At 42.5% G+C, this 23,054-nt stretch carries 20 protein-coding genes; 1 reads left to right on the forward strand and 19 read right to left on the reverse strand.

What is annotated here, in order from left to right; translation table 11 throughout:
• The 16 genes from mazG to yabG form a co-directional block, all read right to left on the reverse strand.
• The coding region (gene mazG / locus BSG1_RS14200; RefSeq protein ID WP_006837780.1) for a nucleoside triphosphate pyrophosphohydrolase at positions 1 to 1,426 on the reverse strand (1,426 nt) is incomplete at its 3' end.
• 19 nt (positions 1,427 to 1,445) lie between these two features.
• Positions 1,446 to 3,044, reverse strand: a complete 1,599-nt coding sequence (locus BSG1_RS14205) for a putative polysaccharide biosynthesis protein (protein WP_232214241.1) — start codon at positions 3,042 to 3,044, stop codon at positions 1,446 to 1,448.
• Positions 3,045 to 3,177: 133 nt separating this feature from the next.
• On the reverse strand, positions 3,178 to 3,714 hold the full coding sequence (gene spoVT, locus BSG1_RS14210; protein WP_006837783.1) for a stage V sporulation protein T: 537 nt from the start codon (positions 3,712 to 3,714) through the stop codon (positions 3,178 to 3,180).
• Between the two features lie 1,434 nt (positions 3,715 to 5,148).
• Complete coding sequence (mfd, locus tag BSG1_RS14215) at positions 5,149 to 8,682, reverse strand: transcription-repair coupling factor (RefSeq protein WP_006837787.1); 3,534 nt, start codon at positions 8,680 to 8,682, stop codon at positions 5,149 to 5,151.
• Positions 8,683 to 8,948: 266 nt separating this feature from the next.
• Positions 8,949 to 9,179, reverse strand: a complete 231-nt coding sequence (locus BSG1_RS14220) for an anti-sigma-F factor Fin family protein (RefSeq protein ID WP_006837788.1) — start codon at positions 9,177 to 9,179, stop codon at positions 8,949 to 8,951.
• 71 nt (positions 9,180 to 9,250) lie between these two features.
• Positions 9,251 to 9,808 (reverse strand): aminoacyl-tRNA hydrolase, encoded by a 558-nt coding sequence (gene pth / locus BSG1_RS14225; RefSeq protein WP_006837789.1) that lies wholly within the window; start codon positions 9,806 to 9,808, stop codon positions 9,251 to 9,253.
• Between the two features lie 93 nt (positions 9,809 to 9,901).
• On the reverse strand, positions 9,902 to 10,555 hold the full coding sequence (locus BSG1_RS14230; protein WP_006837790.1) for a 50S ribosomal protein L25/general stress protein Ctc: 654 nt from the start codon (positions 10,553 to 10,555) through the stop codon (positions 9,902 to 9,904).
• Between the two features lie 421 nt (positions 10,556 to 10,976).
• Entirely contained in the window at positions 10,977 to 11,936 is a 960-nt protein-coding gene (locus tag BSG1_RS14235; protein ID WP_006837791.1) for a ribose-phosphate diphosphokinase, read from the reverse strand.
• Between the two features lie 13 nt (positions 11,937 to 11,949).
• On the reverse strand, positions 11,950 to 13,326 hold the full coding sequence (gene glmU / locus BSG1_RS14240) for a bifunctional UDP-N-acetylglucosamine diphosphorylase/glucosamine-1-phosphate N-acetyltransferase GlmU (protein ID WP_044022939.1): 1,377 nt from the start codon (positions 13,324 to 13,326) through the stop codon (positions 11,950 to 11,952).
• 270 nt (positions 13,327 to 13,596) lie between these two features.
• Complete coding sequence (gene spoVG / locus BSG1_RS14245; protein WP_044022940.1) at positions 13,597 to 13,896, reverse strand: septation regulator SpoVG; 300 nt, start codon at positions 13,894 to 13,896, stop codon at positions 13,597 to 13,599.
• A 532-nt stretch (positions 13,897 to 14,428) separates the two neighbouring features.
• Complete coding sequence (locus BSG1_RS14250) at positions 14,429 to 14,803, reverse strand: RidA family protein (protein WP_006837794.1); 375 nt, start codon at positions 14,801 to 14,803, stop codon at positions 14,429 to 14,431.
• 1 nt (position 14,804) lies between these two features.
• Positions 14,805 to 15,653 (reverse strand): pur operon repressor, encoded by an 849-nt coding sequence (gene purR / locus BSG1_RS14255; RefSeq protein ID WP_006837795.1) that lies wholly within the window; start codon positions 15,651 to 15,653, stop codon positions 14,805 to 14,807.
• 62 nt (positions 15,654 to 15,715) lie between these two features.
• Positions 15,716 to 16,585: a 4-(cytidine 5'-diphospho)-2-C-methyl-D-erythritol kinase gene (ispE, locus tag BSG1_RS14260; RefSeq protein WP_006837796.1), complete on the reverse strand. Its 870-nt coding sequence runs from the start codon at positions 16,583 to 16,585 to the stop codon at positions 15,716 to 15,718.
• 429 nt (positions 16,586 to 17,014) lie between these two features.
• On the reverse strand, positions 17,015 to 17,194 hold the full coding sequence (locus BSG1_RS14265) for a small, acid-soluble spore protein, alpha/beta type (RefSeq protein ID WP_006837797.1): 180 nt from the start codon (positions 17,192 to 17,194) through the stop codon (positions 17,015 to 17,017).
• 238 nt (positions 17,195 to 17,432) lie between these two features.
• Complete coding sequence (gene veg, locus BSG1_RS14270; RefSeq protein WP_006837798.1) at positions 17,433 to 17,699, reverse strand: biofilm formation stimulator Veg; 267 nt, start codon at positions 17,697 to 17,699, stop codon at positions 17,433 to 17,435.
• 340 nt (positions 17,700 to 18,039) lie between these two features.
• Entirely contained in the window at positions 18,040 to 18,933 is an 894-nt protein-coding gene (yabG, locus tag BSG1_RS14275) for a sporulation peptidase YabG (protein ID WP_006837799.1), read from the reverse strand.
• Positions 18,934 to 19,460: 527 nt separating this feature from the next.
• On the opposite strand from yabG, the gene BSG1_RS14280 reads away from it, so the two are divergent.
• Positions 19,461 to 19,862 carry a VOC family protein gene (locus BSG1_RS14280; RefSeq protein ID WP_006837801.1) on the forward strand — a complete coding sequence of 134 codons (402 nt, stop codon included), beginning with the start codon at positions 19,461 to 19,463 and terminating at the stop codon, positions 19,860 to 19,862.
• A gap of 40 nt (positions 19,863 to 19,902) precedes the next feature.
• Here the strand turns inward: BSG1_RS14280 and rsmA are convergent, their stop codons facing one another.
• The 3 genes from rsmA to BSG1_RS14295 all read right to left on the reverse strand — a co-directional run bounded on the left by rsmA (position 19,903) and on the right by BSG1_RS14295 (position 22,737).
• Complete coding sequence (gene rsmA, locus BSG1_RS14285) at positions 19,903 to 20,781, reverse strand: 16S rRNA (adenine(1518)-N(6)/adenine(1519)-N(6))-dimethyltransferase RsmA (protein WP_006837802.1); 879 nt, start codon at positions 20,779 to 20,781, stop codon at positions 19,903 to 19,905.
• A complete protein-coding gene (rnmV, locus tag BSG1_RS14290) occupies positions 20,774 to 21,334 on the reverse strand; it encodes a ribonuclease M5 (RefSeq protein WP_006837803.1) in 561 nt (186 codons plus the stop codon). The genes rsmA and rnmV overlap by 8 nt, the downstream gene beginning before the upstream one ends.
• A gap of 185 nt (positions 21,335 to 21,519) precedes the next feature.
• Positions 21,520 to 22,737, reverse strand: a complete 1,218-nt coding sequence (locus BSG1_RS14295; RefSeq protein ID WP_006837804.1) for a G5 and 3D domain-containing protein — start codon at positions 22,735 to 22,737, stop codon at positions 21,520 to 21,522.
• Positions 22,738 to 23,054 lie beyond the last annotated feature (317 nt).

The following is a 23,054-nucleotide window of genomic DNA, read 5'->3' on the forward strand; positions in this document are numbered from 1 at the left end:
ACTGATCAAGTTCCTCCAAGGAAAATCGCGCAAAGTCCTTACCACTTTCCTTTACCTTTTGTTCAACATAGGCAAAACGATTAAAGAATTTGTTATTTGCCATGGCCAAAGCTTCTTCAGGATGAATTTTATAGAAACGGGCGATATTGACCAGGGAAAACAGCAGGTCACCAAACTCGCTTGTTTGGGTGTGTTTATCTCCTTTCGCTGCTTCCACACGGAATTCCTCTATTTCTTCATTCACTTTCTCCCACGCATCATCGGTCAATTCCCAATCAAAGCCGACTTTAGCGGCTTTTTTCTGATATTCATAGGCTTTAATCAAAGACGGATATCCTTTCGCAACACCCTTCAATAAAGGTTGTTCCTGCTCACCTTTTTCAGCCTTTTTGATTGTTTCCCAATTCGCCTTAACATCGTCTGAGTTCTCCACTGAAACGTCTCCAAAGACGTGGGGATGGCGCCGCACCATTTTTTCTGCAACTGTCTCAATCACTTCATTAATGGAGAACATCCCTTCATCTTCCCCGATTTGAGCATGAAGCATGATCTGCAGAAGCACATCTCCCAGTTCTTCAATTATATGATCTGTATCTTCTTCCTCGATCGCTTCCAACAATTCATAGGTTTCTTCTATTAAATACTTCTTTAGTGAATGGTGAGTCTGTTCAATATCCCAAGGACAGCCCCCCGGCCCCCGTAAACGGGCAATGATTTGCCTAAACGTCGAAAACTGTTTATACCTCATATCCATTTCACGGGCAGGAGGAACATATAAGCTGGTAAGATTATTCAATTCGACTTCGCGGTCGAGTTCCACTAGTGGAATCTTTTTTACCAACTCATTTTTCGTTCCAGCTGCTGTTACCATTTTCACCATATAATCGAAAGGGTACAATTCCATCAAAGTCAGTTTCACGTTCGAAGCTGAAAATGCATCATACACCTGGCCGATGAGCAAATGCTGGTCCATCTTGATGTCTTCAAGATTCAGATCGGTGCCGTCCAGGAGCTGAAATCCTTCAATTGGATCTGCCTTTACCGCCGCAAATAAAGGATCAAGAAAACTTTGTCCGCCTATGATGTCGAGAACGAATCCTTCCTGTTCAGAAGCATCAATTAACAGCTGCACTGTTTTTTCGGCTACAAGAGGGTGGCCGGGAACCCCATAGAGTATCTCATTGTTTTGAGCTTTATCTTTCAGCACCTCAACGATTTCACTATAAACCTGTTCGAAGCTATCATGTTTTTCATAGATATAATCAAAAGACTCATATACAAAGCCCTCTTCTTTTAGCTGTTCCACGACGGGGTGATTTTCCGTCCGCAGAAATGTTTTCCTTTGGCCCTTCAACTGTTTATACACACCCAGCGGCAATTGATCCAATTCACCTGCTCCAAGCCCGGCAACCGTAATTTTAAACATACTGTACCTCCATTGATTTTTATTTAATCCGTTCTGAAACTGAGTTCAGTTTGTCCCCCATAGGGAGCTGGCCCAGTTCTTCCTCGGAAAAGATTTTCCCCTTTAATATAATCAGTAAAAAGATGATGCCTCCAATCGCCACACCAGTCAGGGATTGGACAGTGGCTAGCATCCTTGATTCAGCACCGGTAAGGATAGTAAAAAGATAGGAATATAGCTGTAAGGCTGCTGTCATTCCGATGCCTGCTATTGTTGTAACCGTGTAAAAACGGGATGATAAAAATAAAATTGTAAATTGCTTTTTTAAACGGACGACAAGGATTAAAGCAATGATTCCCAAAGCGATGACTGTTGATATCGATGCACCCATCGTTCCATACCTGCTGACAAGCAAGATATTCAGGCCGAATTTGACGGCAAGTCCGCCAAGAATGGTCAATGCCGGAAAGTAGATAAGTTCTATTCCCTGAAGGATGGCTGATATCGTCAAAATCACCGAGCTGAATAAGATAGACAAACAAAACACGGCAATGACATCCGAACCAGCACTGTTTTGAAACAACATTGCATTGGTCGGTTTTATAATATTGATTAATCCAAGAGAAGCTGCAAACCCTGCAAGACTGCCGATTTTTAACGCCAGCCTGATCTTTTTGTTCATTTCCGATGTTTCACCTTTACGAAAAGCTGCTGTAATCAACGGAACAAGGGTTAATGAAAGGGAAGTGCTGACCACGGTACCCAGTTGAATGAACGGCTGGCCCCTGTCGTAGATGCCCTTTAACTGTTTGGCGGTGTTCTCTGATACACCTGAATTTAATAATAAGGAATATACATTCAGTGCATCAATCAATTGAAGCAATACAAGCAGCATTCCGCTGACACATATGGCCGTCCCATGCTTGAAAAGCCTGGACCAGATTTCTCTGTGGCCTCCCCCCTTTATGATTGGGAATGGACGTAACAATCGATTTTTATCTTTCCAAAGAAATGTTACCAAAATGACAATACAGGCCAGCCCTCCCGTAATCGAGCCGAATAACGCACCGGCACCTGCCATATAAAGAGAATACCCCTGGGCGGTCAGGATGGCTGAAAAAGAAATTATCGTAACGACGCGGACAAGCTGTTCACCTACTTGCGAATATGCAGTCGGAACCATATTGCCTGCCCCCTGATAAAATCCCCTAAGCCCGGATATAAAGGGAAGCAGCAAGAAGGTCACGCTGATCAATTCAATCAGACCCTGAAGCTGAGGGTCCCCCATCAGGGAAGCGATCGGGCCTGCTCCAAAGTAAATGAGCACAAACCACACTACGCCGGTTACACTGAGAAAAAGAAAAGAAGACCGCAACACAGCCTGGACTTCCTTATCATTCTTTCCCTCCTGCCGTTCGGCAATCATCTTTGAGATAATAACCGGAAATCCATATGTAGAAAGAGCAAGGGCTATTCCATAGAAAGGATAGACTTGCTGATAAATATAGAATCCAATATCCCCGACAATATTTTGGAAAGGGACACGATAGACAGCACTGAGAATTTTGGTGATAAGTGCTGCCGCCGTTAGAATAAAGGTTCCCACCATCAATTTTTTTGAAGTGTTTTTATGAGGCAATCGTTCGTTCCTGCCTTCCTTTGCGAATTAATGTACTGTATTATAACACAAAACACCCTCTTACCTTCAGTCCCGAAATTCAAAGAAAACCTAATTGGACGAAAAAAAAAAGAAGCGGTATCACCGCTCCTCATTATGATTCCATTTGTCTTGCTAAGAAACCAGCTGCCGTTTCTACTGCTTTTTGCTCAACTTCACCAATTGTCTTATCCTTCGAGAAAATCGTCACTGTTCCAATCGGATCACCGTTAGCGATAATCGGTGCAATCGTGTAAGAAGATACTTCTTCTTCCACACCTTCAACAAGCTCAATTTTGCCTTGTTGTGTGTGCAGTACGGAATTACGTTCTCCCATTTGCTTTTCAATCAAGTCACTAATATTTTTATTTAAAAATTCTTTTTTAGAGCCTCCTGCAATCGTGATTACAGCATCTCTGTCTGTAATGATTACGGAACTTCCAAGGCTGTCGTACAATGCCTCGGCATATTCTTTTGCAAAATCGCTTAACTCACTGATTGGTGAGTATTTCTTTAAGATGACCTCGCCGTCACGATCAACGAAAATCTCCAGCGGATCACCTTCGCGAATTCTTAGAGTCCTGCGAATTTCCTTAGGAATTACCACACGACCTAAATCATCAATACGACGAACAATACCAGTTGCTTTCATCTATAGTTGCCTCACTTTCATCAGATGATTTTATTCGGTAATTACTGCTGTATTCATTACCAAAGTTGATTTTAGTATCCTTCAAGAGGAAACTTCTATACACATTACACTATTTTTTCTGCAATTACGTTTTTGTTCTAGTTGAGGTTTATTTTACCAACGGCAGCTTCATTAAATTAAATACCCTGACTCCTCCAAAATAAACAAAATTCACTTATTACATTTTAGTTACATACTTAAAGCGGAAGCGGCCGTTCAGTTATGTACCGCATGAAGCACTGCCGCATGGAGATAAAGAAAACACAATGAACACATGTGAGTTAATGTTCATTTTGCTTAGTATTTAAGGCAACTCTGGATGTAAAGTCCTTGATAAACGAAAAAGCCCAGGAGCCGACTTTTTCTAGGAGCTACTTTAGATTAGGCGGAAGATGAGTTTGATGATGACTTATCGCGAAGGAGGGGTGGGCAGTACTCCAGCCGTTTGGACACTGGAGGTGGATTTATATGCTCACAAATTTACATTTAAACCTCATTTGGTCTGGTAACTCTTTTTCGACCCAACATCTCTTCAAATTTTTAATCTCATTGGGCCGTTTACTCCCTTTTCGACCCAATCCCCTTCAAAAATTAATTCTCATTGGGTCGTTTACTCCCTTTTCGCACCAACATCCCTCCAAAATTTCATTCTCATTGGGCCGTTTACTCCCTTTTCGCACCAATACCTCTCCAAAATTTCATTCTCATTGGGCCGTTTACTCCCTTTTCGACCCAACATCCCTCCAAAATTTCATTCTCGTTGGGCCGTTTACTCCCTTTTCGCACCAATACCTCTCCAAAATTTCATTCTCATTGGGCCGTTTACTCCCTTTTCGCACCAACATCCCTCCAAAATTTCATTCTCATTGGGCCGTTTACTCCCTTTTCGCACCAACACCTCTCCAAAATTTCATTCTCATTGGGCCGTTTACTCCCTTTTCGACCCAACCTCAACAAAAACTCCATCTCATTAGCCCGATAAGTCCTTTCTTCATTAAGATCTGGAATTGACTATAAAAAAAGAAGCTGCCTGTTCAGCTGCTTCAAATGTTCTGTATAATCATTTATTTACTCATTTTAGTTTTTCCGGATTTTTAATCTTAATGGATATAACCTCGCCGCAGCTTAAACAAACGGTATATATCTTTTCAGAACCAAGGGCCATCCTTTTGTTTAACGGGCGGAGGTTGATATAGTCAGTTGCTTCAACAAATGACTCGCCATTACAACTTTTGCATTTCACTTCAAGCACCCGCTTGACCTATATACGCAGAGAATCAAAGAAGGATTCACTTTCTTACAACACTTTATCGCTTCACCGCACTAAGAGGGACTGTCCCTTTTAGTGCTTTAGCGTACTAAAACCCCCTGCCCTCTGCGGGCCGGGGGTTTTGTTTAGGAGTGAACCTCTGCATCTTTTCTGGCAAATTGAATATTTTTGACGATGTCAAACGCAATATTAAACCATTGGGATGTTTTCATTCGATTCGTATTGATGGTGATTTTCAGTTTTTGTTCTTCCATGCCGAGACCGACTGCACGGCCGTGTTTGTTGCAGATATCAAACACTTTGCTGCCGTCAATCTCCTGGGTGCCTTCCGGAGACATATAGATCGAAATCTCTTTTTTGTTTTGCTTGATACTTTCAAGCTTTGCCTGTCTTGCATATACTTTCATTTGGGCAATCTGGAAAAGGTAGGCTGTTTCTTCCGGATATTCCCCAAACCTATCAAGCATTTCATCCTGAAGTTCCTCGACTTCTTTCAAAGTAGAGACTGAACGGAATCGCTTGTACATTTCAATCTTTTGATGGCCGTCTTTGATATAGCTGTCCGGTATATAAGCATCGACTTCCATATCGACTTCAAATGAATGGGACTTCTCTTTCGGAAGGTCTCCTTTTCTTTCTTCAATTGCCTCTTTAAGCATTTGCGAATAAAGGTCGAATCCGACAGAGTCAATGAAGCCATGCTGCTGGGCACCGAGAATATTACCGGCTCCCCGAATGGTCAAATCACGCATCGCAATTTTGAACCCGGACCCGAGCTCCGTAAACTCTTTAATAGCCTGCAGCCTCTTCTCCGCAACTTCTGTCAGCACTTTATCTTTGCGGTACGTAAAATACGAATACGCGACCCTGTTAGAACGACCGACCCTTCCTCTTAATTGATAGAGCTGGGAAAGTCCCATCCGGTCTGCATCATACACGATCAACGTATTGACATTCGGGATATCGACACCTGTTTCAATGATGGTCGTCGTCACGAGAACATCAAATTCACCGTCAAGGAAGCTGAGGATAACAGATTCCAGTTCAGTTTCATTCATTTTCCCATGAGCGAATGCCACTCTTGCATCAGGAACAAGCATGGATATTTCCTCTGCCTTCCGCTCGATGTCCTCGACACGGTTATACAGGAAGTAAACCTGACCATCCCGTGCCAATTCCCGCTCAATCGCTTCCTTCATCATTACCCCATTGTATTCCATGACATACGTCTGGACCGGGAAGCGGTTTTCCGGCGGCGTTTCAATGACAGAAAGATCTCTTACCCCAAGCATGGACATATGCAATGTCCTCGGGATTGGCGTTGCCGTCAGGGTCAGTACATCAATATTGGTCTTCAGCTGCTTGATCTTTTCTTTATGGGTAACCCCGAACCTTTGTTCTTCATCAATGATCAACAGTCCTAAGTCACGGTATTGAATATCTTTCGATAAAATCCTATGGGTACCTACGACAACATCAACGGTACCTGCTTTTATTCCCTTGATGGTTTCCGTTTGCTGTTTCTTCGTACGGAATCTGCTCAACAGACCCACTTCAAGTCCGAAATCCTGAAATCTTTCTTTCATCGTCTCATAATGCTGCTGTGCAAGGATCGTAGTCGGTACCAGCAGGGCAACCTGTTTTCCGTCCACAACAGCTTTGAAGGCAGCACGGATGGCCACTTCTGTTTTACCGTAACCCACGTCACCGCAAAGCAGCCGGTCCATCGGCCTTTCTCTTTCCATATCTTTTTTAATTTCATCAATTGAGCGCAACTGATCTTCCGTTTCCTGATATGGGAAGGACGTTTCAAATTCCCTTTGCATATCACCGTCAGGAGAGAAGGCATACCCTTTGGAGGCTTCTCTTTCTGCATAAAGCTTGATGAGATCGTCCGCTATGTCCTGCACAGAGGATTCTACTTTATTTTTAACCTTCTTCCATTCGGTACCGCCCAGTTTATATAGCTTCGGGTCCTTGCTTTCAGAGGCTACATACTTCTGTACAAGGTCAAACTGCTCCACCGGCACGTACAATTTGTCGTTGCCCTGGTATTTAATATGCAGATAATCCTTGTGAACGCCGTTGATTTCAAGAGTTTCGATCCCCAAGTATTTCCCGATCCCATGATTGACATGGACAACATGGTCACCAATTTTCAATTCGGAATAACTCTTGATCCTCTCCGCATTGGAAAGCTTTTGTTTACGCGGGGCTTTTCTTGTCTTCTTGTTAAAAAGTTCTTCTTCTGTCAAAACGGCAATTTTCATCATCGGAAGTTCAAAGCCGTTGGTAAGATGGCCGCTCATAATCTGCGCCTGGCCTGTTAACAGCTTATCGTTATCCTGGACAACCGCTACTTCGATATCGTAATCTTTCAATACCCGCTGAAGCTTCTTGATCCGCTCTTCATCAGGACCTAATAGGATAATATTAAAATTCCCTTTTTTCCAGCGATCCAGTTCGGCTTTCAAGACATGCATCTGTCCATGGAAGCTCTGCATCGGCTTGCTGGAAAGATTAAAAATGTTCTGTGGACTAGTATTCGGGATATGGCGCAGGAACAATGAGAAATAAACCTTCGGCAAACTGGTCTGAATCAACAGTTTCGAAAGGTTGTGAGAGACTGGGGCATCATGAACGATTTCGCCCTCTTGTAAAAGAGATGTATACCATTCCGCCTCTTCTTTATCCAGCGACTCGCCCATTTCCTGCACTCTTCCCAGCTCATCCAGAAAGAATATGCCGTCTTCAGGAAGATAGTCTAGCAAGCTAGCAGGTTCATCATAGGCAAAAGATAGATACTTATAGACCTGCTGAGATTTTTGCCCATTCCTCAGCTGCTCCAACTCATAGCCAATATTTTGGGTGAGTTTTTCTTTTACCGAGTCACTTTTTATTTTTTTCAGGCTTTTGGCCAGCCCTGCTTCCAGGCGGTCAATAATGTTCGCAAGATGCTCGCCTTTCATGATGGTTTCTGAAGCAGGACCGATATGGACATCTTTAAGCTTTTCAATCGACCTTTGATCCTCTAAAGAAAAAGAACGAATGGAATCCACTTCTGTATCGAACAACTCGATGCGAACCGGGGTCTCGAGGGTGTGAGGAAAAATATCGAGAATGCCCCCCCGTAAACTGAACTCACCCGGTGTTCCCACCATTTCATTGCGCTGATAGCCCATGACCAACAACTGCTCCAAAAGATTGTCCAAATCGACATCTTCTCCCAGCGTAAAGGACAGCTGCATTGACTTCCATAACGATTTGGGAGGTAAAATCTTTCTCAAGCCTGCGGCCGGAACGACGAAAATCCCTTTCTGATCGGTCGCGAGCCTGTTTAGCACTTCTATCCGCTGCGACTTCAGTTCGGGACTTGCCACACTTAGCTCAGCAGCGATCAGCTCATTGGCCGGATATAGATAAACTTCTTCATCATTCAGAAACTGAAGAAGGTCCTCATAAATTTTTTGTGCCTGCAGCAGATTGTGGGTTAGGACAATTGCTGACTTCCCCGTCTTGCGAAACATAGAAGCGATGAACACACTTCTAGATGAACCAGATAATCCTGCGACAAGTTGTTCACCCAGACCTTCCTCCACTCCTGAGGCCAGGGCCTGTAATTCTTCATTTTGTCCAATGAAGTGTAAAATACTATTCAAGGGAGTAATCCTCCTCTCTATTTCTGTTCTATTTGATTTGCTCCTAAAATTCCCGCTCCTCTAGCGAAAGAAACGGGGCTTCTGATAACTGGATTTTCAGAAAACCCTTTGGCTCATAGTCTATTAAAAATAGTAGATTGCAAAAGCTTGTTTAACATAATTCCGGTGATGTCAACGTTGAGCTGACTTCTGCCGTACCTCCGACCGCAGAAACCAACCCGCTTATTTTATCAATAGAAAAATGCTTTGGTAATGACCAAAGCCAATTAATGAATCAGATAATCTGATTCATGATAATCCGGATTGCGATTAAGCGATTCCTGGCAGTCCTCGCAAATCGTCTTAATATGAATATCACCATTTTGTTCATATGATACCATATCCATGCGGTCTTCATCCGAAAGTTTATGCAAACCGACCTGTTCGGATTGCACGGAAACCTGATTCAAACTACCGACTTTATAACCGCAATGGCGGCAGAAATAATTAATCGCCATATCCTTCCTCCTTCATGAACATGCCTATCATTAGTATGAACGGGTTACGAAGGAGTTATACAGCATCTAACTCAGTTAAAGCTATTCATGACTTCAAGGAAAGGCTTTTCAAGCCACGCTTCACATGCATCAGCACTGGCCTTGATGACATCCTGCATGGTTTCCCGTTCTTCCGGAGTGAATCTCCCTAACACATAATCAGGTACCTTCATGCCGCTTGGGGGACGGTCAATGCCCACTCTGATCCTGTTGAACTGCTGAGTCCCTAAATGGGCAATAATAGACTTCATCCCATTATGGCCGCCCGGGCTGCCCTTTTGCCGAAGCCTGATTTTTCCTACCGGCAAATCAAGGTCATCATAAATCACCACTAGATCCTCTTCATCAATATCAAAGTAATCCATCAGGGGAACAATACTTTCTCCCGATAAGTTCATATATGTAAGAGGTTTAAGTAATATGACCTTTTCTCCTTTATGATGGACGCTTGCATACACCCCTTTGAATTTTGATTGATTAAGGGGACTGTCAAATCTCTTTGCCAGTTCATCTATAACTTCAAAACCTATATTATGTCTCGTATGATCATATTGTGATCCTGGATTTCCAAGCCCAACGATTAATTTCATTGTTCCACCTCATTTAACAGCACTACCACTACCATAAGCATAAACGATAAAAGACGCAACCCGCAAAAGGCTGCGCCTGGAAAATTTATTTTTTTATTCTTCCGCGCCTTCACTCTCGTTGCTTGCTTCAGTCTCACGGCCTTCTTCATTTTCTGGCTGACCGGCTTCCTGCTCTTCACCGGAACTGATTTCTTCCTCTTGACGAGGTGCCAGTACAGAGGCAATCGTACGTTCATCTTCAGTGTTGATTGTGAAGGAATAGTTGCCTTTGATATCTCCGACTGTGATGGTCTCCCCTACTTGAAGTCCAGAAATGTCCACCTGAACACTGTCAGGGATATCCGACGGTTTTGCTGTTACAGACACATCATGAAGCGGCTGCTGCAATACGCCTCCATCTTTAACGCCTGCCGATTCGCCGACAAGTTCAATACGCACATCCGCATCCATTTCACTGGACATATTAACAGCAAGGAAATCGGCATGGATGACAGCATCTTTGATGTGATCCTGCTGATAATCACTTAATACCACGTTCTGTTTGTTTCCATCGATATTCAAAGAGATGATTCCGTTACGTCCGGCCTCTCTCATCGTTTTAATAAACTCGATTGAATCGATGGCAATCGGTGTGTTTTCCGTTTTATATCCGTAAACTACTGCAGGGATACTCCCTTGATGTCGAAGATTAGTTAAATCAGATCTTTTAGAACCAGTACGGTTATTAGCTTTAAGCTCTACAGCCATAAATAAAACCCCTTCCTCAATTTTCTATAATAGTCTCTCTATAAAAAATACCCTAAAAAAGGGAATATTAAACAGGGTGTTTCTAAAATGTTTCCGTTTTGTCAGGTGAAAAGGGGATTCATTAATTTCCGCTGCAAGGAGTTTAACTCCGCGGGGCGGGCGGTGAACTAAAAAGTGGAAGCGGCCGTTCAGCCCCGACAGGCAATTATCCTCAGCAAAAAATAGGTGATCTATGTTTTTATCTGCTGAGGGTTATTGACTCCGGCGCAGGAACTAGACACTCCCGCTAATCCCGCAGGAGTAACACCCTCTTCCGCTCCAATCTCCTTAGCTATTGTCGCAGTTTAAGATATTTATTCCTAAACTTATGAGTGGATAGAAAGAAAAAACCAGACGAAAGTTTCGTCTGGTTTAGCAAGAATCAATCAAACAATGTACTTACTGATTGCTGCTCATAGACACGGATGATTGCTTCACCGATTAGAGGGGCAACAGAAAGTTGTTCGATTTTATCTATCATTTTGTCTTCAGATAATGGAATGGAGTTCGTTACTATCAATTCTTTGATTTTTGAATTTTGAATTCTTTCGATAGCAGGGCCGGAAAGAACAGGATGTGTACAACAAGCATATACTTCTCTTGCTCCATTTTCCACGAGTGCGTTGGCTCCCAATGTGATGGTACCAGCTGTATCGATGATATCATCGATGAGAATCGCGATTTTGCCATCGATGTTACCGACAATGTTCATGACTTCTGAAACGTTTGGTTTTGGACGGCGTTTGTCAATAATGGCAATTGGTGCTTTCAATCTTTCCGCCAGTTTACGCGCTCTTGTTACACCGCCATGATCAGGGGATACAATTACAATGTCCTCAGCTTTGAATCCTTTTTCAAGGAAGTAGTCTCCTAAAATCGGCACGCCCATCAGGTGGTCGATCAGGATATCAAAGAATCCTTGGATTTGCGGAGCATGCAGGTCAAGAGTGATGACACGCGTTGCACCAGCTGTTTCAAGAAGGTTTGCTACAAGCTTTGCCGTAATTGGTTCACGGGCGCGCGCTTTTCGGTCCTGTCTTGCATAGCCATAGTATGGCATTACAATATTGATTGTTTTCGCAGATGCTCTCTTCAGGGCATCAACCATAATCAGAAGTTCCATCAGGTTTTCATTAACAGGAGCACTTGTAGACTGGATAACGAATACATCACAGCCGCGGATACTTTCCTCGATATTGATCTGGATTTCTCCGTCACTGAATTGTTTGACTGTACATTGACCGAGTGGAACTCCCACTTCTTTCGCGATTTCTTCTGCAAGGGAAGGGTTTGAATTCAAAGAAAAGATTTTCAATTTAGAATTAGAGTAACTGTTAGGCATGGCAACCTCCAAATTAGTTGTTGTTAAGATTTAATTTATTTACGTAGTTCTCTTTGTTCACTTGACGGGCTCTTGCAATGGATAAAGACTCTCCTGGTACATCCTGTGTAATCGTTGAACCGGCAGCAACATACGCGCCTTTCCCGATTGTGACAGGAGCAACAAGGTTTGAGTTACAACCTACAAAAACGCCATCTTCTATTTTTGTTAAATGCTTATTCTTTCCATCATAGTTGACCGTAATGGAACCACAGCCCAGATTAACATCTTCACCCACTTCAGCATCGCCGATATAGCTCAGGTGTGAAGCTTTGCTGCCTTTTCCAAACGTTACTTTTTTCAACTCAACGAAGTTGCCGATTTTCACTTCATCCATAACCTGTGACTGCGGACGGATATGCGCATATGGTCCGATGTTCACATCAGAGCCAATCTCACTATCATGAGCAACCGATTGTTTGATTGTCGTATTGTCACCGATCTTGCAATCTTTGATTTCTGTGTGAGGTCCGATAACTGAATCTTCACCGATCACCGTATCGCCTTTAATCACTGTGCCAGGATGAATGATTGTGTCACGGCCAATCTCAACATCTGCTCCAATATAAGTGGTATTCGTATCAATGAATGTCACACCATTGCGCATATGTTTCTCATTGATCCTTTTTTTCATGATTTGCTCAGCTTGGGACAATGCCACACGGTCATTTACACCCAGTGTCTCTTCAAAGTCATCTGTTTGATAAGCGCTGACGATTTCTCCCTCTGATTTCAAAATTTCAATGACATCCGGTAAATAGTATTCACCTTGACTATTGTCATTAGACACTTTTTTCAACGTTTCAAAGAGAGCTTTATTATCAAAACAATACGTGCCTGTGTTAATTTCCTTTACAAGGCGTTCTTCTTCAGAAGCATCCTTATGCTCAACAATCTTTTCTACAAGACCTTCTTGATTGCGAATGATCCTTCCGTAACCAGTGGCATCTTCAGGCTTTCCTGTCAGTATGGTCGCTTTCGCTTTTTGGGCATCATGATGCTTTAATAGCGCTTCCATTGTTTCAGCCTTAATCAGCGGAGTATCCCCACATACAACAAGAGTCGTTCCTTCCAAACCGCCAAGTACTTCTTCAGCCTGCATGACTGCATGGGCAGTTCCGAGCTGTTCCTCCTGCAAGGAAAATTCACTTCTTCCTTCCAAGTGAGTCTGCACAAGTTCAGCACCATGCCCTACAATTGTCACGGTTTTATTTATATCAAGAGTGGTAATTTGATCAACAACATGTTCCACCATCGGCTTATCACAAACCGGGTGCAACACCTTATATAACTTGGATTTCATTCTGGTTCCCTGTCCTGCTGCTAAAATCACGGCATATCTATTCGTCATATATATAGGGCCCTCCATTATCCTTTTTTCCATTACGAATATATCCTAAAAAACTTTATATTTCAAGGAATCTCTTTAAAATACACATATTTGACATTGGTTGGGACAATATTTATGACATTACCGTTAAAGAGCTAAAATTAACAGGGTACAGCTAAATCGGAATATGCATCCTCCTGGAGAACGTACGGAGCGTTTGAGGAAGGTACTTTGGGGGTAGAAAAAAAAGAGCCTTACTATAGAAGTAGGCTCCTGCTGTCAACTATTCTATTAAGAAGCACTTCCAGCTTCCTCTAATTCCACTTCTTCTTCCAACTCACCTAAACGATGGTATTCTGTAAGAACCGCTTCCTGGATTTTACCGCGGGTACCCGAATTAATAGGATGAGCGATATCACGGAATTCTCCATCTGGAGTTCGTTTGCTTGGCATAGCCACAAACAATCCGTTATTACCATCAATTACACGAATATCATGTACGACAAATTCATTGTCAAGTGTAATGGAAGCAATGGCTCTCATTCGACCATCGGTATTTACACGGCGTAATCTGACATCTGTTACTTCCACTGTATTCACCACCTTTTCCCCTAGATGAAATCTACTTAATGTATTCAACGAAATTTTTTCAATTCCTTCTTAATTTGTAAATTTTTTTGAAAAATTTCTGTTTTTTTAGAAATCTTTGCTGGGAATGCGGTTTAAACCTTGATAGAAAGGGAAAAGGAACTGATTAATAGATGAAAAAAAATTTGGTTTTATTTTGTTGATAGGAGTGTTTACTACTATTAACATTCATTTTTTTGCTGAAAGCTAGTTTCATCTTGCCTGGTCGATAGAATAAAGGGAATGGACCAAATTTAAGGAGTTTTTAATAAGATTGAATTAATAGTGATATTATTGGTCCGCACTTTGAGGGTTCGTATAGATGCGGGATCATCAACCAAAGAATGGACCAACTTCTGAGAACTCATCGATAATAACGGATCATTAACCCAAAGAATGGACCATCTTTAGAAGATACACCGGAAATAATGACTAATCCAAAAGAGATAACCAATAAAAAAAGGTAACGCTCTACGCATTACCTGTCTTTCCGAACTTATTTCACCAGTGCAATAACTTCAATTTCAACCAGTGCGTCTTTTGGCAGTCTCGCTACCTCAACACAAGACCTTGCCGGCTTGTGGGTATCAAAATACTGCGCATACACTTCATTGATTGCACCAAAGTCATTCATGTCTTTGATGAAGACTGTTGCTTTGACCACTGTGTTAAGGGATGCACCCGCCTCTTCTAATACTGCTTGAAGATTTTTAAACACTTGATGGGTTTGATCTTCAACCGTTCCTTCAACCATCGTTCCTTCTGCCGTCAATGGAATTTGACCGGAACTGTAAAAAAGATTGTTCACAATGATTCCTTGAGAGTATGGCCCGATAGCCGCTGGGGCCTTTGACGTGGAAATGCTTCTCATGTTAATTTCCTCCCGTTTCAAGAAATGAGATATTTGAGTGAAAATAATTACCTTCAGATACGTTGATTTGCTTTTCTTTCACATCGACATCAGACAATTTGACCAGAGACAGATACTCATCAACCAATCGTTCGTCAGCTTTCTCCGCTTCTACTAGAACAGCAATTCCCGACAATTCAGCGGAAAATTCGTCCAGAAGGTTCTTCATTCCGTTCACAGTACCTCCGGCTTTCATGAAATCATCGACAATCAAAACTTTTGAGCCTTCTTTCAGGCTGCGTTTAGAAAGGACCATTGTCTGGATACGCTTATTGGACCCTGACACATAGTTAATACTTACTGTCGAGCCTTCTGTCACCTTACTATCTCTTCGCACAATGACAACAGGGACATTCATATGGCTTGCTATCGCATGGGCAATCGGTATTCCTTTTGTTGCAACCGTCATGATTACATCAATATCACTTTCTGCAAAGGCAGAAGCAAAAAGTTTTCCTACCTTATCCATGGCACGCGGATTTCCCAGAAGATCAGTCATATACAAATAACCCCCTGGAAGAAGCCTCTCAGGATTCGCCAAGTGTTCACATAGTTCGGCAATGACCTCTTTGGCATTGGTAACTTTGACTTTTGGAATATACCTTACACCGCCAGCCGCGCCGGGGACTGTTTGGACAGTCCCCACCCCTCTCGTTTCAAAGGTCTCTTTTATGATTCCTAGATCTTCACTAATCGATGATTTGGCCGAACTGTATCGTTCAGAAAAAAACGTAAGAGGGACTAATTGATGAGGACGCTCAAGCAAATAGTGCGTCATATCAATTAACCGTTCACTTCTTTTGAATTTCACTTCATTGCCTACCTCCTTAAAACCCGAATATTATACGCTAAATATACCATCAATATACGGATTTAAGCAAGTGTATTCCGGTCTCCCTGCATTCTCACAGCAAACACTTGATCACAAAATCCGCGAAGTCCGTTATAGATTCTCGGCAATCTTGACTCATATTGGACAAGGCCGAATACAGTCGGTCCGCTTCCGCTCATCAAAACAGCATCTGCGCCAAAACGTTCCATTTGCTCTTTGATCTGCTGAACTTCAGGATGCATCTTCAAGGTAACCGACTCAAGGACGTTCCCCAAGCTTGTACACATCCGGCCATAATCACCGTTCTCCAGGGCGGCAAGCATTCCCTTTGTATCGGGATGACGCACTCTGTCAAGCTTAAGGTTCTTGTATACATCGCCAGTGGATACTCCGATTGACGGCTTGGCTAAGATGACCCAACAGTTTGGAGGAGCCTTGATATGCTGGATTTTCTCTCCTCTTCCCTTGGCAAGCGCAGTACCGCCATAGACACAGAAAGAAACATCTGAGCCAATTTCCGCCCCCAACACAGCAAGTTCGTCCAATGAAAGCCCCAAATTCCACAAGTCGTTCAGTCCCCGAAGGGTAGCTGCCGCATCACTGCTACCGCCTGCAAGTCCGGCTGCCACTGGAATGACTTTATCAATGGATATGGATACTCCTTTATTGATACCGAGTCTTTCCTTTAATAAATGAGCAGCCTGATAGGCCAGATTGCGCTGGTCATCCGGGACAAAACGGTTATGGGAAAGAATTTTGATTGTGTCTTCTTTCAACTCTGTTAATTCAATACGATCGGCTAAATCAATAGTTGTCATAATCATCTCGACCTCATGATACCCATCCGGCCGTTTATTAAGGACATCCAGAGTTAGATTGATTTTAGCCGGAGCCTTTACTAATGTTCTCATATAAATCACCTACTTTTATACAAACCAATTCAACGAACATTTTCTTTAAAGAGAATAATTCACAGGCAAATGTTCAATTCGTTCGTTTCTATGCTTTCCTCAGAAATATCTATGAAGACTATTTTAGCATATTCCTTCTTTGGCATGCTGCAAAACCCCTACTTTTTTGCATAGTTACTTTCATGCTAGCCTTTTATGGGAAAGATAATTCAAGAACTTCAAGTTTTGGTTCTTTTTTTCTTTGACCAGAAAAAATAAGAGAATATGAAAGCATATTTACTTTCTATATAAAACAAAAACAAGAGGACGAGATCATAAGTGATTTCGTCCTCTTGTTTTATTGTATTATTTTCTTCCTTGAGACCTGATTTTTTCTCGAAGGCAGATGGCTTCTTTCAATGCGGCAAATCAGTAATTGCACTAGGAATATTAGGAATTGTTATTGCTCATCCCTCTTTGCGCAAGTTCTACTGCTCTTTTAACCATGTTACCGGCATCCTTCGATCGGATGCCCCCCCAGCCTTCCCGCTGGACAGTATCATAAAAGCCAAGTTCTTTTGCAATTTCTTCCTTTAAACGTTCGGACATCATTCCTCGTCTTCTGCTCATCACTATCCCTCCTTATTTAGGGGCCGCATGTTTAGCATGAGCAAAAACCTGCTGAAGGTTACAAGGGGAATGTCTCCTGAAATTCCAATTATATAGGACTTCCACTGACTGATCTTTAGATATGACAAGGAGTTACTTAGAGCGAACTTGAATTATGTATTACAAGGAATGTCCCGTAAGACAGCCTGAAAAAGAATGATATTTTTTCAGCAAATGAAAAAGCAGTAAACAAATTTGTTTACTGCTCTAGGATCATTGCTCCTGCTGCTTCATCATAGAAAGTTAACTCAACTGTATCGGTGAGTACATCTGCATAGCTGTAAGAAACTCTTTCAAACGCATTTTCATCTTGATCTAATTGAACAACAAATACTGAAGGATAAGTCTCTGCTAACACTCCAGAACGTTCAATCGTTTTGCGACGTCCGCCATTGGCTTTAAGCATCAAACGTTTTCCTAAATTAGAATCAAGGGATTTTTTTATGTCGGCTAATGTTTTTGGCATTACGCTTCCACCTCACTATATTTAGTCTAACACTTTATGTAGCGAAAGTCAAATAAATTTATAATTTTATCAATAACTTTTAATCCCTGTCAATGCTTTTCATTCAACAAAATGCTTTTTTTTTCAACATTTGTAGCTTCCCCTTAGTGGTTTCATATTATGTAAGTGAATTCCCATTGTTTGCCGCTGTCTAAAAACATTGGATTTTGTCGAGTATTTTTTACTATAAGTAACTTTTTTGGATATTTCATCCTGTAGATAAATTAGGTCATTCGTGATTTTTTTTCCGCCGCCTAATAAGAAGAGCCGTAATGAACTGTTTCTTCATACGGCTGATTAATCATTCATCTTCCACCGGCTTATAAGGCATCCCGGTTCTAAGCACACCCCGTGTTTCAATTCCACCCAGTCCCTTGTCACCAGTCAGTGTGTTTCTTAATATATCCCAGACATTGACCGGCTCAGTGAATGCGGTAAAGCTGATTTTGGCGACAATATAGACAGGGTCCAATGCATGGATATTGACTCGCAGGGGGGAACTGGCAAAATTGGCCCCTGCATGTATCAATGATTCAAAGTGGGATTGGCATGCCCCTGCAAAGATGACTAGCTGATCAAGGTGAGGCACCCGTCTTCTGGCCTCTTTTACAGTATTGACAAAAAAGCGGGAATGCCTGTAAGCGTTAATATCCGATTTCTTGCCTTTGGATTTCGTATACGCATCATGGCCTGTGATCACCAGGATATCCGGCCGATGCTTTTCAATCAACGGACCAATGCGCTCGGGCATTTCCTTTTCATTGCAATGAACACCTGTAACCGGGACCCCAATTTCCTCATATAAATTGAGGCACTTCTGTAAATAGGATTGGTCCCCATCAAGGTGAAGCACTCTTCCCGGGATCTGAAAGTAGTTATATTCTTCACGGTAAGCATTGGTCGAATAGTACTCCTGCTTTTGCTTTTGCAGGTCGATATCCTGTCTGAACAGCTCTAACGACTGCTGTTCCATGGATCTGAACTCCATGGTTCTCCGTCTATATTCCTGTCGATCAATAAGCTCCAGGTCTTCAAGCGGGGCATCCGCAACCAGCCTGTAGTCTTCTCCATATAATATCGCCGTTCGAACGCCGCCCGACTCCATAATATCGATTATCCGAAATAATATGTCACATTGGTGAGACTTCCGGCCGACGATGGCATTGACTTCTAGTTTCACTGGCGTCAACTCCATTGGATAGTACATCCTTTATATAAATCTTCCTTTAGTAACCTATGCACCAGCCCGAAAATGGGTGTCATTGTCATTGGTAATGAAAACTGTTGGTTTCCACTACAGGGCGCACGACTCCGCGGGGCGGGCGGTGAGCCTCCTCAGCTACGCTTGCATAAAAAGTGGAAGCGCCCTGTTCAGCCCCGACAGGCAAATGTTCCTCAGCGAAAAAAAGGTGATCTTTCCTTTTATTCGCTGAGGGTTATTTGACCCCGAGGGGCTGGGTTACGTTCCAGTGGGTACGTAACCTCGGGCGCTGAAACTGGATTTGGGGTCTCACCTGTTCCGCTAGTCCCGCAGGAGGTCTTGTGTCCTTTCGTTCCAACCAACTCTGTGCAAATACAAAGGCTTAAAGGGCACTACAGATATTACTAGTCATTACGTTGTCCCCTCGATTATAAATTCAGTCTAATATCTTTGTAAGTAATTAAAAGGAATTCCGAAAATTTCAGCGAACATTATATTCATTAAAAAAAGGAGCCATATAAATGTCTGATTTCATTTCCCATGTCGCTACTCTAGAGATTCCTGTAAGCAGCCTTGAAACAGCGATTCCCTTTTACAGAGAGGTAATTGGCGTTGAAGTTGAGTTCAAGGGCGAAAAGAATGCCATGCTGACATTTAAGAAACAAGGCGTACCCACTATATTTATGGTGGAGACAGAAGAAAAAGACCTGTTATCTTTCAAAAATTCTAACGATGGTGTAGAGCACAGCATCATTGATTTCTATACCGCTGACTTGAAGGGGTTTTACAACTGGCTGAAGGAAAAGGACATTGAAGTCGGCCCATTGAATATCAACTCTGAACATGGTTTCGGTGGTTTTGGCTTTAGAGATCCGGATGGGAACCTTTTGAGCGCCACTAACGTTTTGCATGAAGGGCAGTAAACGCAAAGAAGGACCGGAAAAAATCGCCGGTCCTTTGTTTCTATTTAAATAATGGAAGAAGCTCATTGCTCAACAGAGCAAACTCTTGAATACTGAGCGTCTCGCCCCTTCTCCCGGGGTCTACACCTGCTTTTTCCAAACTGGCCAGTATTTCTTCCTTTTTCTGTTTTCCGTCGGGGAGCTGACTTGTTAAGTTATTTAAAATCGTTTTCCGCCTTTGAGCAAAAGAAGCTCTCGTTACCTTGAAGAAAAAATCTTCATCATCGACTTCTGCTGCCGGCTTGTCTCTCTTCATCAATCTGATTACTGCTGAGTCTACGTTCGGCTGGGGCATAAATACGGTCTTCGGTACTATCATGACCGTTTCTGCTGTCGTGTAGTACTGGATGGCAATAGAAAGGGAACCGTATTCCTTCGTCCCTGGCTTAGCCGCTATCCTGTCTCCAACTTCCTTCTGGAGCATGACACAAATCCCCTTGATCGGTAAACCTTCTGTCAACAGCTTCAATATAATCGGTGTCGTCACATAATATGGGAGGTTGGCAACAACCATGATATCTTCGTAATCTGCCAGTTCCTTCTCGATCATTTCCTGAACATCCGCTTTCAAAACATCTTCGTTTACGATTGTAATATTATTATATGGTGACAAGGTATCTGCAAGTATCGGGAGAAGCCGCTGATCAATTTCAAACGCGAGAACCTTCCCTGCTGTGCGTGCCAGATGCTCCGTCAGGGCACCGATTCCCGGACCAATTTCAATGGCTGCTGTTTTTTCTGTCAGGCCGGCATATTCAGTGATATTCCTTAATATATTAGGGTCAATCAAGAAGTTCTGACCCAGACTTTTCTTAAATGAGAAGCCGTACTTCTTCAATATCTCCTTAGTCCGAATAGGGGTCGCAATATCTTTATGCATCTGTATCCTCCTGTAATATGGTATTGATTGCTTCAGCAAACTCCTCCTGCTTGATTTCAAACATCATTAATCGTTTATGAAGCTGTTTCCCGTTTGTATATCCAATCCGCAGCAACTCTCCAAGCCGCTCTCTTCTTGCCTTGGCCTTACGTCCGCCAATCAACCCGGCATCAATCAAATCATCCATACTGATCTCTTCTGCATGGTATTCATTCATTACATGGGCTTCCTTGAGAGCCTCTTGTATCACAGGAGGGGAGGCATGTTCCACACCAATCCCCTTCCCATTCTTCGGCAGGGCATTCTGTTTGGTAATGAAGGCATGCTTGCAGCCCGGTACATTATCGCTTACTATTTTTCTTATTCGTTCACCAGGATAGTCAGGATCGGTAAAAATAATGACGCCTCTTTTTTCCTGGGCATGTTTTATTTTCAATAAGGTTTCCTCAGAAACAGCCGAACCATTCGTCTCAATTGTGTCAGCATCTACTGCACGACGTATGGCCGTCGTATCATCTCTGCCCTCCACCACAATGATTTCTTTTATTTTCATATTTCCTCCAAAAAAATTGAAACATTTTTGTAACCTGCAACGTCTAATAAGTAACAAGACTTTTGCTTGTAAGGAATATTATATCGTTTTCTGACCTAAAGAGAAAAGGAAATTAAGAAAAGGCCACATACAGGATATAAAGGCCATACAAAAAAGCAGGAGGAAATCCCCCTGCCCTGAAAAATTTAGTTTAAGATTTTTATTTTTACTTGTTTTCTGCCCCAGCGGTAAGCTTCAGCTTTGGTGGAGAAGAATACATCTATCTTATTTCCTTTAATCGCTCCCCCTGTGTCGGCAGCTACTGCGTATCCATAACCTTCTACATAAACTTTAGTTCCCAATGGAATGACAGAAGGATCGACAGCAATTACTTTGATACCCGGGTTGGCTCTAAGGTTAATCCCTGTAGCCGTGATGCCCGAACAGCCATTACAGTGTCCTGTGTAGGCTGTAGAGCTCACGTAGAACTCCTTGCCCCCGCTTGGACTGGCAGCAGCACTTGAGGAACTGCCACGCGATACTTGGGCAACCAATACCTTCGTACCAACATTGACAATCTTATCCTGGCTCTCTTTGACAGTCTTTTCACTGATCAGCTTTCGGGAGACCTCTTTGCCGTTTTCTTTCACGACTTCATACTTTTTCTCAATCAAGCCTTGCTGTCCGGCTTGAACTACTTCTTCTTTGCCTTTGGAAAGATTGGAGTCCTTCCGGGTTACAACAGCAAATTCTTTCGGTTCTTCCACTACATCGGTGACTTTTTCAACTCTAACGACATTTATGACATCATTTGTTTTAACAGTGGTGTCTAAATTGGGTTCCACTCGGTCTTCTTCCGCTAGTGTGATTCCTTGTTGCTTTAAAAAGTCAGCGACCGTAGTCGAAGTTGACCATGCAGCCTTTTCATTGCCCCCATCAACAAGCTTTACAGGGAATGCAGGTGCAATCTCAACTTTTGTTTTGTTTGTTACTCTTTCCTCAAGGCTGACATTAACTTTGTCGTGTTCACCAATCTCGATCTTTTCATCAGACAGCAGCTCCTTGACCGTGTCAGCTGTCGTCCAGACCTTCCTGGTTTCACTTCCCACCTTGATTTCTACCTGTTTTGCCGGTTCCCAAACCACTTTCATGTTATTTGTAACCTCAGTCGATTCCGTAGGATACAAATAGTCTTCTGATTGCAAAGGAATCTGTAAATCTTGCAAAATATCATGTATCGTATTTGCGTGTGTCCTAATTTCTTGTTCTTCGCCATTCAAAGTCAGCGCGACCGACTTCTTTGTCCCCTCGAACAGAAGGTAACCGAAAACTGCCGCGAAAGCTACTATACTTACGGTCAGAATGGCCCATTTCCTTTTTTTCATCGACTTGGAAAACAGGTTTTTCATGTTTTTTTCACTCATGAAAAACGCCTCCTTTTCTCGGAGTGATTATATTAGACTAGTAACACACTTGTCAAGCCTAACCCCCTTAGTTTATGAGTCTAGTAAATTTGGGAACATAACGCCATTATGCTAAAACTCAAACAAAAAGGGAAGGATAACTTCTCGACATGGTTATCCTATGATATAGAGGAGAAATGTAGAACTTTGGTTTTTTCGCCGCACCTGGGACAAGCTTTCCCAACCTCGACAAATTATTTATCAATCTATGCCGAATATTTTTTTGCATTCGGGTAGTACTTCTGCACCTCTTCAAAGTGACTCCTTTCAGTTCCGCA

The organism is Bacillus sp. SG-1 (genome assembly GCF_000181495.1).
Lineage (GTDB): Bacteria > Bacillota > Bacilli > Bacillales > Bacillaceae_B > Rossellomorea.

What these genes read in the sequence shown, in the direction of transcription:
- spoVT (WP_006837783.1), bottom strand. Translation starts at nt 3,714, where the DNA reads ATGAAAGCAACTGGTATTGTTCGTCGTATTGATGATTTAGGTCGTGTG.
- ispE (WP_006837796.1), bottom strand. Translation starts at nt 16,585, where the DNA reads ATGAGAACATTAGTAAAGGCTCCGGCTAAAATCAATCTAACTCTGGAT.
- rnmV (WP_006837803.1), bottom strand. Translation starts at nt 21,334, where the DNA reads ATGAAAATAAAAGAAATCATTGTGGTGGAGGGCAGAGATGATACGACG.
- glmU (WP_044022939.1), bottom strand. Translation starts at nt 13,326, where the DNA reads ATGACGAATAGATATGCCGTGATTTTAGCAGCAGGACAGGGAACCAGA.
- veg (WP_006837798.1), bottom strand. Translation starts at nt 17,699, where the DNA reads ATGCCAAAAACATTAGCCGACATAAAAAAATCCCTTGATTCTAATTTA.
- BSG1_RS14235 (WP_006837791.1), bottom strand. Translation starts at nt 11,936, where the DNA reads ATGCCTAACAGTTACTCTAATTCTAAATTGAAAATCTTTTCTTTGAAT.
- BSG1_RS14265 (WP_006837797.1), bottom strand. Translation starts at nt 17,194, where the DNA reads ATGAGCAGAAGACGAGGAATGATGTCCGAACGTTTAAAGGAAGAAATT.
- BSG1_RS14230 (WP_006837790.1), bottom strand. Translation starts at nt 10,555, where the DNA reads ATGGCTGTAGAGCTTAAAGCTAATAACCGTACTGGTTCTAAAAGATCT.
- BSG1_RS14295 (WP_006837804.1), bottom strand. Translation starts at nt 22,737, where the DNA reads ATGAGTGAAAAAAACATGAAAAACCTGTTTTCCAAGTCGATGAAAAAA.
- rsmA (WP_006837802.1), bottom strand. Translation starts at nt 20,781, where the DNA reads ATGCATAAAGATATTGCGACCCCTATTCGGACTAAGGAGATATTGAAG.
- BSG1_RS14280 (WP_006837801.1), top strand. Translation starts at nt 19,461, where the DNA reads ATGTCTGATTTCATTTCCCATGTCGCTACTCTAGAGATTCCTGTAAGC.
- BSG1_RS14220 (WP_006837788.1), bottom strand. Translation starts at nt 9,179, where the DNA reads ATGGCGATTAATTATTTCTGCCGCCATTGCGGTTATAAAGTCGGTAGT.
- pth (WP_006837789.1), bottom strand. Translation starts at nt 9,808, where the DNA reads ATGAAATTAATCGTTGGGCTTGGAAATCCAGGATCACAATATGATCAT.
- yabG (WP_006837799.1), bottom strand. Translation starts at nt 18,933, where the DNA reads ATGGAGTTGACGCCAGTGAAACTAGAAGTCAATGCCATCGTCGGCCGG.
- BSG1_RS14250 (WP_006837794.1), bottom strand. Translation starts at nt 14,803, where the DNA reads ATGAGAAGCATTTCCACGTCAAAGGCCCCAGCGGCTATCGGGCCATAC.